This is a genomic window from Pseudomonas baetica (assembly GCF_051216495.1).
GTDB classification, from domain to species: Bacteria; Pseudomonadota; Gammaproteobacteria; order Pseudomonadales; family Pseudomonadaceae; genus Aquipseudomonas; species Aquipseudomonas baetica_B.
In genome coordinates, this window is sequence record NZ_JBPKAM010000051.1 from 35,082 (window position 1) to 45,976 (window position 10,895).

The window sequence follows — 10,895 nt, forward strand, 5'->3', positions numbered from 1 at the left end:
GAAGCTTGCAATCCGCACACTTCAGGGTGCGCCTTCAGGGTGCGCCGGATAACGTTCAGTGGGTTCGACGCCTGTCCAAGGCAGGTGCTCGCCACTGCTTTGATCCAATGCTCTCTTAACGGAGTACGGAAATGAATCAATCCATGCGGTTCTTCCTTTCGCTCTTCCTCGCAGCAGCGTCATTGGTCTCGGCGAGTCTCCTGAACACTGCGGGAGCGGCCACCGCCGAAGACCTCAATGCCGACTCTCGGCAAGCGTTGCATACGCTCTACAAGACCCATCCCTTCTCTGAAACCATCTCGCAAAAAGCCAAAGCGGTGCTTGTCTTCCCGAAAATCATCAAGGCCGGTCTTGTGTTCGGCGGCAGCTATGGTGAAGGCGTACTCATGAAAGGCACGAAAGTGGAAGACTATTACAACTCCGTCAGCGGCTCATGGGGGCTGCAGGCCGGCGCCCAATCCTATGGCTATGTAGTCTTTCTCATGACCGACAAAGCGGTGAAATACATTGCAGAGACCAAAGGCTGGGAAATCGGCGTAGGCCCAACGGTTGTCATGGTTGATGAGGGGGTTGCGAAGAACTTGTCCAGTTCGACGCTGAAGGAAGACGCGTATGCGTTCATCTTCGACCAGCAAGGGTTGATGGCGGGCATCAGCATCGAGGGTACGAAGATTTCTCTGATCAAGCGCTGAAGCCGGGGGGTGACCCCATAACGGCAAAAAGATCGCAGCCTGCGGCAGCTCCTACATTTAAAACGCGTTCCTCTGTAAGAGCTGCCGCCATTTCATTGCTGAACTGACAGACCTGGTTCCGTGCCTCGGCCACGTCCCTATTCTGCGCGTCAGCAGCGGCTCTGGCCGCATCCCGGTTGCATCGGCGTCTCTCCAGTCTAGGGGTGTGCCTCCGCAGAGAACACCATGCAATGTATCCATGAGAAACGCTCAACTGCATGATTATTAAGGGACTACGTCAACAGCCCTCGCCCTCAGCTAAACCGGCTCAGCTTCTTTCGCCTCTTTGACTAGTTCCGCAAGATCCTTTACCAAACCAGGTAGCTTCCCAAGGTTTGTCCAATTGCCGGCGGATGCTCCGATCACCAGCGCAATCTCAACCAACTTAGAAATAACTTTAATTGTTTGATCTGCAATTTTCAGCTTTTTAATGACATCCGCTGCGTCTTCGATCCCTTCGTTGATCGTCGTAACTGAACCTTCAATCTCGCTTACGGCTTTAGCTATATAAAGATTATAGGCATCCGCTGCACCTTTCAAAATTTGAGCTGCTTCATCCTGGCGCTTGTCTAATATGCTTTGTTTGATGCGATCTTTCTTGGTTTTTTTGTATTCGATAGCTATTTTTTTAGCTAGATCAGTATGAGCTTTCATGTAGCCTTGGTATATCTTGTATAGGCTGGCTGCATCGATTTTGTCTTGGCTCATTTTTCAGACTCTCCCTTGAATGCTTCGTCATACTGTTTTCGAGCGGCTACGACCTTTTCTCTTGCAGCTTTAACGTAGGCGATGATTCTCTTGCCTGAGTCCGAATCCAACGAGCCAGACTCAACGGCTAGCTTGTGATGGGTATCTCCTATCTCCTTAAGTGCTGCCGAATATTTCAGTGCAGCATTTTTCTTGGCGAGAATATCTGCCAGCTTGGCATTCCTGGATTGCGCAACGGTGAGTAGGCCATCCATAGATTTTGGCGGAAACTTTGCCAAGGCTTCATCATACCAACTGTCAACAACCACTTTTTCTTTCTCTATTTGATCGGACTGATCTTTCAATACCTGAGAAAGCAGGACAGTTAACGTCATAACGCTTTCGTCATTCTCCTCTATCACCTTCTTCAGCTCATATTGCCGCCAGATGTCCTGGGGGATACTGATAAGCTTTAAAATTGCGCCATATGCAGCATTCTGCTTTTCTTTTTTCTCCTTAGAGTCAGCATTTACGGTGTAGGGCAGATTATTTAAATTGCTGACTAAATCATTGACACTCCCTTCAACAGAAACAAGGTTGTCACCGGCAAGAACGGCCAAATTCGCCATGTACTTCGATATAACCTTATGTAGACTTGCAATCGCCCTTTGATTATCACTGGTGAGGCCAAACGGGAAAAGCGGGGCTTTTAACACAGGCGGACAGGGCTCATCATCGTTTGCCACTGCACTACAATCAACACTTTCAACTAATCTTTGGCTAATATACTCATATTCCTTTTGTCGTTCCGGCCCCTCTTTTAAGTAGCTATTTATTTCGTTGGAAGCTGTTAGAGCTGCAGACTGGCTAGAAAACTTCTGAACCTCCTCCAAGTTCACGCATGCAGATAAAATGGTCAGTAGGGCCACTGCACTATAGGTTTTGGCAAATCGATTAACCGCAGACACTCGCATAGCAAGAACCCTCAGGTAAGCCTGCGCTCGACGTGAGCGATTGCTCCGTTATGGAATCTAGATGAGAACCAGTGATGGCGCAAAGCCACCCGACTAGGTCGAATTTGTGAATGGTTCGGCGGTGTTTGTTGCGGAAGGAAGAATGGGGGCAGATTTATTATTGCGTAAATATGCCTGCCCGAGAGCGAGCCTCACCCGGTAAATACATCCGTCCCCATTTTTAATTTGGGGGGGGTGACGCCATAACGGCAAAAAGATCGCAGCCTGCGGCAGCTCCTACAGAGGAACGCGTTTTAAATGTAGGAGCTGCCGCAGGCTGCGATCTTTTGACGTTGACTCCAGATCGGCTTAGGGGTGTCTCCATTTTTGCCCTAGTTCCGTGCCTCGGCCACGTCCGTATCCGGTGCATCCGGTGCATCCGGAGCGTCCGGAGCGTCCGGAGCATCCACCGCATCCCTGGCGGCGTTCGCCTGAGCCTTGGCGGCATCTCGGGTCGCATCAGCTGCGGCTCTGGCCGCATCCCGGGTTGCATCGGCCGCGGCCCTGGCGGCATCTCGGGTGGCGTCCGCATTCGGATCGCCAGCCGCTCTCGCAGCGGCCCTGGCGGCGTCCGCATCGGCTCGGGCGGCATCGCGAGTGGCGTCCGCCTCAGCGCGGGCTGCGTCTCGGGCTGCATCTGCGTCGTTTCTGGCCGCGTTCCTGGCGCCATCGTTATCACGGGCATTGCCCGGACCGCTATTGCCAGACACGCCTCCATGGCCACTATTGCCAGCGCCGGCACCGCCATCACCTCCGTGGCCACTACCGCCGCCACCGTTTCCGGAGCCGCCATCACCGCCATGACCACTACCGCCGCCACCGCTACCAGAGCCGCCGCCACCGCCGTGACCACTACCGCCGCCACCGCTACCGGAGCCGCCGCCACCGCCGTGACCACTACCGCCGCCACCGCTACCGGAGCCGCCACCACCGTGACCACTACCGCCACCACCGCTACCGGAACCGCCTCCCCCGCCGCTACCGCCATCTCTGGCGTACGCGCTGGAGAAGCCACTGATGTAATCCGGTACCAGGACAGTCGATGCCGACAATACGCCGCCAATGGCCAGCGCCAATAAACATTTATTGATATGCATGATGCACCTCCACTTGGAGCTGCGTAGTCATCTCCGTATCGAACGCAAAATCCAGTGAGTTTCCAGCCGCCCATAGTGCGACCAGCCAACCGGCACGGCCTTAAATCCGCAGTACTGAAGCGCCACCGCGAATTGCGCACGATCCTTCGAAGCCAGCTGGCACCTTTACGTGGGATATTTTCCCACATTTTATTTAGAGAGGTACTATCAGCCCAAGTTCAATGGACGAATGGCGTTACTACAAACAACTAATCTGCTTCACTGAACCGCAAAAAATGGAGTTTGCATCATGACCGAAGAGGCAAAAGTCAAAGGCCCTGCATCGTATTTCCCCTCGATTGAAAAGAAGTACGGACACCCAGTCACTCATTGGCTGGACCTTCTCAAAACCCTGGAGGGCAAGAAGCACATGGAAATGGTGGCCATTCTCAAAACCGAACATGGCATGGGCCATGGCCATGCCAATGCCCTGGTCGCGCACCATTTGGCGACCACTGCAAACAAGTGATGATGGCCTCGCGCCCCCAAAAAAGATCGCAGCCTTCGGCAGCGCCTACAGGGAAATGCATTTCAAATGTAGGAGCTGCCGAAGGCTGCGAAATTTTTAGGCCTCAGTTCACCATCACAACCTTGTTACCACCGGCGTCCCACCCGCCTCCCAGCGCTTTATAGATCGCCACAATCGCCCGGTACTGATCGGTCTCACCCAACGCTTGCGCATCCTCGGCATTGAGGCGTTCACGCTGGGCATCGAGCAGCACGAGGTAGTCCACGGCGCCTTCCCTGTATTGGGTCGCCGCCAGGTCCGCCGCCGCCCTGCTCGATTCGCTCTGCTTGATCAACGACAACAACCGTTGCTGACGCTTGCCGTAATCACTGAACGCGTTCTCCGACTCCTCCAGCGCCAGCAGCACTTGCTGTTCATAGGTGGCCAGCGCGCCTTCAGCGTCGGCATCGGCACCGCGAATCCGCGCGCGTACGCTGCCCAGATCGAAGGCGGCCCAGGTGATGCTCGGACCGAGGCTCCAGGCACGGGCCGCGGCGGAACCGATTTGTGAACCGCGCCCGGCGGTGAAGCCGAGGAAGCCGCTCAAGCTGACCCGGGGAAACAAATCGGCGGTGGCAACGCCGACGTCCGCCGTGGCGGCGGCAAGTCGGCGCTCGGCCGCGAGCACATCGGGGCGACGGCGCAGCAGTTCCGCCGGATCACCGATAGGCAGTGCCTTGGCGATGGCCGGCAGGTCTTTCGGATTCAGGGATACGCTCAATTGGTCCGGTCGCTCGCCGAGCAAGGTGGCAATGCGGTTTTGCTGCCGAACCTGTTCCGCTTGCAGTTGCGGCACGCTCGCCTCGACGGCGGCCAGCCGCGCATCGGCGCGTACCACGTCAAGTTCATTGCCGACGCCGGCATCGCGCAGGCTGACGGTCACGGCCCGTGAATCGCTTTGGTTCTTGAGGTTGGCCACGGCGATTTTTTCCCGCAGTTGCGCGCCGCGCAGTTGCCCGTAGGCGTCGACCAATTCAGCGATCATGGTCACCCGCAGTTGATGCAGGTCCGCCGCGGCCGCGTCTTCCCGGGCATCGCTCGACTCAAGTGCTCGCTGTATGCGCCCGAACAGGTCGATTTCCCAGGCCATGTCCAGTCCCAGGTCGTAACGCTCGGTATTGACCCGACTTTCGGTCAGGCCCGGCACCTGTGATTTACCTTGCACGCTGCTGACACGACTGGTGACCACCGGCAGGTTGTCGTTGCTGATGTCGTCGCGAATCGCCCGAGCCGCTTTCCAGCGGGCAAAGGCCACGCGCAGGTCGCGGTTGCCTTCGAGGGCTTTACCAACCAATTGATTCAGTGTCGGGTCGTCGAACTGCTGCCACCACACCGATTCAAAGCGCGTCTGATCGTAGTTGGCAGCCTTGGCATACAGGCTGTTGGCCGGTGGTGTGTCTGGGGTTTCGTAGTCCGGTCCCACCGTGCAGGCAGCCAGCGCGGTCACCAGAAGGCTGGGTAAAAACAACTTCAGAGCATTCATGGTTGCACCTCCAGTTTCAGCCCGTGGGCTTGTTTGTGCGCTTGCTTGCGTTCGATGTAACGGCGGATCAGGACGAAGAACACCGGGGTCAGCAACAGGCCGAAGAAGGTCACACCGAGCATGCCGGAGAACACCGCCACCCCCATGGCCCGGCGCATTTCGGAACCTGCGCCGGTGGAGGTCACCAGCGGCACAACCCCCATGATGAAAGCGAACGAGGTCATCAGGATCGGCCGCAGACGCATGCGGCACGCCTCCAGTACGGCATCCAGCGGTGAAAGGCCCTGGTCCTGTTTGTCTTTGGCAAACTCGACGATCAGGATCGCGTTCTTGCACGCCAGGCCCACCAGTACGATCAAGCCGATCTGGGTGAAGATGTTGTTGTCTCCCTTGGAAATGATCACCCCGGCAATCGCCGACAACAGGGTCATGGGCACGATCAGGATCACCGCCAGCGGCAGGCTCCAGCTCTCGTACAACGCCGCCAGCACGAGGAACGCCAGCAATACGCAGAGCGGGAATACCAGCAGCGCGGTGTTACCGGACAGGATCTGTTGGTAGGTCAGGTCGGTCCATTCGTAGGTCATGCCGTTGGGCAGTTCTTCCTTCAGCAGATTTTCAATCGCAGCTTGTGCCTGGCCGGAGCTGTAGCCAGGGGCGGCACTGCCGTTGATTTCAGCGGTGAGGAAGCCGTTGTAGTGCGAGACCCGGTCCGGGCCCGAGGTCGGACTGACCTTCACGAACGTCGACAGCGGGATCATCTCGCCCCGATCGTTGCGCACCTTCAATTGGCCGATCTGTTCCGGCTCCTGGCGGAACTGCTGCTCAGCCTGCACGTTGACCTGATAGGTCCGGCCAAAACGGTTGAAGTCGTTGGCGTACAACGATCCCAGGTAGACCTGCAGGGTGTCGAAGATGTCGTTGATCTTCACGCCGTGGGTCTTGGCTTTTTCCCGGTCGATGGCGGCTTCGACCTGTGGCACGTTGACGGTGTAGCTGGTGAACAAATTGGCCAATTCCGGCACGCTGCGGCTCTTGCCAATGATGTTCATGGTCTCTTTGTACAGCTCGTCGTACCCCAGGTTGCCGCGGTCTTCGATCTGCAGGCGGAAACCGCCGATGGTGCCCAGGCCTTGCACCGGTGGTGGCGGGAACACGGCGATGTAGGCGTCCTGGATGCCACCGAACTTGCCGTTGAGCGAAGCGGAAATCGCCTTGGCCGACAGGCTCGGATCCTTGCGCTCATCGAACGGGCTCAGGCCGATAAACGCGATGCCGGCGTTCGGGCTGTTGGTGAAGCCGTTGATCGACAATCCGGGGAATGCCACCGCACTGTCGAAACCCGGCTCGTTCATGGCGATGGTGCTCATGCGGCGAATCACCGACTCGGTGCGATCAAGGCTCGCGGCATCCGGCAGTTGCGCGAAGGTCACCAGGTACTTCTTGTCCTGGGTCGGCACGAAGCCGGTTGGCGTGGTACTGAAACCCATGTAAGTCATGGCGATCAGGCCGGCGTAGACCAGCAGGGCCACGCTGCTACCGCGAATGACTTTAGCCACGGCCACCATGTAACCGTGGCTGGCCTTTTCAAAGAAGCGGTTGAACGGTTTGAACAGCCAACCACCGAGCAAACGATCCAACACTTTTGAGAAGCGATCCTTTGGCGCACCGTGAGCCTTGAGCAGCACCGCCGCCAAGGCAGGCGACAAGGTCAGCGAGTTGAACGCCGAGATCACCGTGGAGATGGCAATGGTCAACGCGAACTGTTTATAGAACTGCCCGGTGAGGCCGGAGATGAACGCCGCCGGCACGAACACTGCGCACAGCACCAGCGCTGTGGCGATGATCGGCCCGGTGACTTCGCCCATGGCTTTCTTGGTTGCCTCAACCGGCTCCAGCCCGGACTCGATGTTCCGCTCAACGTTTTCCACCACCACGATCGCATCGTCGACCACGATGCCGATGGCCAGAACCAGACCGAACAGCGACAGCGCGTTGAGCGAAAACCCCAGCAGATGCATCACCGCAAAGGTGCCGATCAGCGACACCGGCACCGCCACCAGCGGGATGATCGAAGCGCGCCAGGTTTGCAGGAACAGGATCACCACCAGCACCACGAGGATCAGCGCTTCGAACAACGTGTGCACCACCGCCTCGATGGAGCTACGGACGAAGATGGTCGGGTCGTAGACGATCTCGTAGTCCATGCCTTCGGGGAAGCTCTTCTTCAGCTCGGCCATCTTCGCCCGCACCTGGTCGGAGACGTCGATGGCATTGGAGCCCGGGCGCTGGAAGATCGGCATGGCCACCGCTTCCTGGTTGTTGAGCAAGGCGCGCAAGGCGTATTGGTTGGAGCCCAGTTCGATGCGGGCAATGTCCTTGAGGCGGGTGATTTCGCCGTTCGGGCCACTGCGGATGATCACGTTTTCGAACTCTTCTTCAGTGACCAGGCGGCCCTGGGAGTTGATCGACATCTGAAAGCTGGTGGCATTCGGTGCCGGCGGCGAGCCCAGTTGCCCGGCGGCGACCTGACAGTTCTGTTCGCGCACGGCGTTGACCACGTCCGTCGCCGTGAGATTGCGCGAGGCGGTTTTGTCCGGGTCGAGCCAGATACGCAACGAGTAGTCGCCGATGCCGAACATCTTCACATCGCCAATGCCGTTCAGGCGCGCCAGCTCATCCTTGACGTTGAGGATCGCGTAGTTGGACAGGTAGAGCATGTCGTAGCGCTTGTCCGGCGAGACCAGATGCACCAGCAATGTCAGCTCCGGCGAGGCCTTGTCGACGGTAATGCCGATGCGCGTCACCTCTTCCGGCAGCTTGGGCTCGGTGCGGGTCACACGGTTTTGCACCTGGACCTGGGCGTTATCCAGGTCGGTGCCCAGGGCGAAGGTCACGGTGAGGGTCAAGCGACCGTCCGCCGTGGACTGCGAGGACATGTACAACATGTTTTCGACGCCAGTGATCGCCTGCTCCAACGGCGCGGCCACAGTCTCGCCGATGACCTTGGGGTTGGCCCCCGGATAGTTGGCGTGCACCACCACGGTCGGCGGCACCACCTCGGGGTATTCGCTGATCGGCAACTGGAACAGCGAGATGGCGCCGGCGATCAGGATCAACAGCGACAGCACCGCCGCGAAAATCGGGCGCGTAATAAAGAACTGGGAGAATTTCATGTCGGTGTGCCCTTATCCGCGAGGTGAAGTCGCGGCATCCGTCTTCACCAGCGCGGGTGATTTGACGGAGGCCGGAGCCTGGATGGACGGTTGATTGCCGGCTTCGATGGCCTGCCGTTGGCGGGTCAGGGTCGCGACGGTTTCCGGATCGGCCATAGGTGCATCCTGCGGGGTGACCACGGCACCGGGGCGGACCCGTTGCAGGCCGTTGATGACGATCCGATCCTCTTTCTGCAGGCCACTGCGCACGATGCGCAGGCCTTCGAGCTTCGGCCCCAGCTCGACGCTGCGGTACACGGTCTTGTTGTCCTGATCGACCACCAGCACGAATTTTTTGCCGAGGTCGGTGCCCACGGCTTCGTCCTTGATCAGCAGACCGGCATAGGCGGCGCTGCCCACCAGCTTCAAGCGGGCATACAAACCCGGGGTGTATTGGCCGTCGGCGTTATCGAATACGGCGCGGCCACGGATGGTGCCGGTCTTGGGGTTGACCTGGTTGTCGACGAAGTTCATCTGCCCCAAATGCGTGTTGCCCTCCTCGTTCGACAGGCCCATGTACACCGGTGTGGTCTGGCTGCGCTGGCCCTGGCGGGTGAGCTGGGTGTATTTGAGGAACAGGCGCTCGTCGGCATCGAAATAGGCGTAGACCTTGTCGGTGGAGACCACGCTGGTCAGCGGTGTGGCGTCGGCGGTGACGATGTTGCCGGCGGTGATTTCGGCGCGGCTGACCCGGCCGGTGATCGGCGCGGTGACGCGGGTGAAACTCAGGTTCAGGCGTGCCAGGTCGAGCTGCGCCTGGATGGCCTCGACGCCGGCCTTGGCTTCTTGCGCGGTGGTGGTACGGGTGTCGGCCAGTTCCGCAGAAATCGCGTTGCTGCCCAGCAAGCGTTGTCCCCGCTGCGCTTCGTTGGCGGTACGAACCAGCGTGGCCCGGGCTTGTTGCAACTGGGCTTCGAGACGATGCACTTCGTGCTCGAAAGGCCGCGGATCAATCTGGAACAGCAAATCGCCTCGCTTTACCGACTCACCATCAGTGAAGGCAACCCGATCTATCTGCCCCGACACCCGTGGACGCACCACAACCGTTTCCGGCGCTTCCAGTCGCGCAGTCACTTCATCCCACTCGGTGATGGGCTGCTCGATCACCTTGGCGACGGTGACATGCGGTGCACCCGGCGCATTGGCGGCAACGGGCGCGCGATCGCACGCGCTGAGCATCGTCAGGGCCAATGCGGCAACGGGGAAACGAAAAGCGTTGAGTGATAGTTCCATGAGCTGTATCCGCCAGAGGTTAGGAATGTGCGCAGTCTCGGCCCGGTGCGAAGCGTCGACGAATGGATTGCAATGAACGTGGAAATCGCTATTGATGATTGCTGTCATGTATTTGCGCCGACGATATATTACGACCATAATCATTACAAGACATTTGGCGACGACTTGCACACGGCAGGCCTTCCTGGCCTCAGGAGCAGCTCATGAAAGTGACGAAAGACCAAGCCGCGGCGAACAAGGAGGCGATCCTCACCGCCGCTTCCAGGCTGTATCGGGAAAAAGGCATCGATGGCATCGGGATCGGCGAACTTTCACGTTCGGTCGGATTAACCCATGGCGGGTTCTACGGACAGTTTCCGGGCGGCAAGGAACAGCTGGCCTCGGAGGCCGTCACCCGGACGTTCGAGACCAACATCCGCAATTGGCAAAACGCCAAATCGGTCCCCGAACTGGTCAAGCGCTACTTGACCCAGAAGCACCTGGACAACTGGACCGAAGGCTGCGCGATTCCCGCGCTGGCCGCCGATGTCGCCCGCAATGGCGGCAGCATCAGCCAGTCCTTCACCCAGGGCATTGAGGATTTTATCGACATCCTGATGCCCTTGGTGGAAGGCGAAAGCGAGGAAGAAAAACGTCAGCAGGCGCAGCAGGTGATTGCATCGATTGCCGGCGCCATGCTCATCGCCCGGGCGGTGGACAAGCCTGAGTTGGCGCAGCAGTTTTTGGCGTCGGTGATCGAGGCCTGGACGTCATGAATTCGAGGGTGCCGGACATTCCCTTGTGGGGGAGGGGGGGGGGGCGGAGGGGGGGGGTTGAGAAGAAAAAAGAACCGACGTGTGCACATCTTCCCCGGAGAAATGTAGCCCACCGAAAGGAGAGGAAAAGAAAT

9 protein-coding genes are annotated in these 10,895 nt (G+C 58.5%); 3 read left to right on the plus strand and 6 right to left on the minus strand.

Annotated elements, in window-relative coordinates:
* Positions 1-131: 131 nt before the first annotated feature.
* On the plus strand, positions 132-692 hold the full coding sequence (locus tag ACSFE6_RS18525; RefSeq protein WP_435428978.1) for a YSC84-related protein: 561 nt from the start codon (positions 132-134) through the stop codon (positions 690-692).
* A gap of 297 nt (positions 693-989) precedes the next feature.
* Here the strand turns inward: ACSFE6_RS18525 and ACSFE6_RS18530 are convergent, their stop codons facing one another.
* The 3 genes from ACSFE6_RS18530 to ACSFE6_RS18540 form a co-directional block, all read right to left on the minus strand.
* Positions 990-1,439: a hypothetical protein gene (locus ACSFE6_RS18530; protein WP_435428979.1), complete on the minus strand. Its 450-nt coding sequence runs from the start codon at positions 1,437-1,439 to the stop codon at positions 990-992.
* Positions 1,436-2,392, minus strand: a complete 957-nt coding sequence (locus ACSFE6_RS18535) for a hypothetical protein (protein ID WP_435428980.1) — start codon at positions 2,390-2,392, stop codon at positions 1,436-1,438. The genes ACSFE6_RS18530 and ACSFE6_RS18535 overlap by 4 nt, the downstream gene beginning before the upstream one ends.
* Positions 2,393-2,763: 371 nt before the next feature.
* Positions 2,764-3,528 (minus strand): hypothetical protein, encoded by a 765-nt coding sequence (locus ACSFE6_RS18540; RefSeq protein WP_435428981.1) that lies wholly within the window; start codon positions 3,526-3,528, stop codon positions 2,764-2,766.
* A 289-nt stretch (positions 3,529-3,817) separates the two neighbouring features.
* Between ACSFE6_RS18540 and ACSFE6_RS18545 the strand changes: the two genes are divergently transcribed.
* Positions 3,818-4,036, plus strand: coding sequence for a DUF4287 domain-containing protein (locus tag ACSFE6_RS18545; RefSeq protein WP_435428982.1), 219 nt, complete (start codon positions 3,818-3,820; stop codon positions 4,034-4,036).
* A gap of 103 nt (positions 4,037-4,139) precedes the next feature.
* Here ACSFE6_RS18545 and ACSFE6_RS18550 read toward each other — a convergent pair whose 3' ends face one another.
* The 3 genes from ACSFE6_RS18550 to mexE are packed head-to-tail and all read right to left on the minus strand — an operon-like array spanning position 4,140 to position 10,006.
* The gene (locus ACSFE6_RS18550; RefSeq protein ID WP_435428983.1) at positions 4,140-5,558 is read right to left on the minus strand and encodes an efflux transporter outer membrane subunit; all 1,419 of its coding nucleotides are present in this window, start codon (positions 5,556-5,558) and stop codon (positions 4,140-4,142) included.
* Positions 5,555-8,734, minus strand: coding sequence for an efflux RND transporter permease subunit (locus ACSFE6_RS18555; RefSeq protein WP_435428984.1), 3,180 nt, complete (start codon positions 8,732-8,734; stop codon positions 5,555-5,557). Before ACSFE6_RS18555 ends, ACSFE6_RS18550 begins: the two co-directional genes overlap by 4 nt.
* Positions 8,735-8,746: 12 nt before the next feature.
* Positions 8,747-10,006, minus strand: coding sequence for a multidrug efflux RND transporter periplasmic adaptor subunit MexE (mexE, locus tag ACSFE6_RS18560; RefSeq protein ID WP_435428985.1), 1,260 nt, complete (start codon positions 10,004-10,006; stop codon positions 8,747-8,749).
* Positions 10,007-10,209: 203 nt separating this feature from the next.
* Between mexE and ACSFE6_RS18565 the strand changes: the two genes are divergently transcribed.
* Positions 10,210-10,761 carry a TetR/AcrR family transcriptional regulator gene (locus ACSFE6_RS18565; RefSeq protein WP_435428986.1) on the plus strand — a complete coding sequence of 184 codons (552 nt, stop codon included), beginning with the start codon at positions 10,210-10,212 and terminating at the stop codon, positions 10,759-10,761.
* Positions 10,762-10,895 lie beyond the last annotated feature (134 nt).

Excerpts from the sequence above, each read along its gene's own strand:
- ACSFE6_RS18530 (WP_435428979.1), bottom strand. The coding sequence starts at position 1,439 with ATGAGCCAAGACAAAATCGATGCAGCCAGCCTATACAAGATATACCAA.
- ACSFE6_RS18550 (WP_435428983.1), bottom strand. The coding sequence starts at position 5,558 with ATGAATGCTCTGAAGTTGTTTTTACCCAGCCTTCTGGTGACCGCGCTG.
- mexE (WP_435428985.1), bottom strand. The coding sequence starts at position 10,006 with ATGGAACTATCACTCAACGCTTTTCGTTTCCCCGTTGCCGCATTGGCC.
- ACSFE6_RS18535 (WP_435428980.1), bottom strand. The coding sequence starts at position 2,392 with ATGCGAGTGTCTGCGGTTAATCGATTTGCCAAAACCTATAGTGCAGTG.
- ACSFE6_RS18525 (WP_435428978.1), top strand. The coding sequence starts at position 132 with ATGAATCAATCCATGCGGTTCTTCCTTTCGCTCTTCCTCGCAGCAGCG.
- ACSFE6_RS18545 (WP_435428982.1), top strand. The coding sequence starts at position 3,818 with ATGACCGAAGAGGCAAAAGTCAAAGGCCCTGCATCGTATTTCCCCTCG.
- ACSFE6_RS18540 (WP_435428981.1), bottom strand. The coding sequence starts at position 3,528 with ATGCATATCAATAAATGTTTATTGGCGCTGGCCATTGGCGGCGTATTG.
- ACSFE6_RS18565 (WP_435428986.1), top strand. The coding sequence starts at position 10,210 with ATGAAAGTGACGAAAGACCAAGCCGCGGCGAACAAGGAGGCGATCCTC.
- ACSFE6_RS18555 (WP_435428984.1), bottom strand. The coding sequence starts at position 8,734 with ATGAAATTCTCCCAGTTCTTTATTACGCGCCCGATTTTCGCGGCGGTG.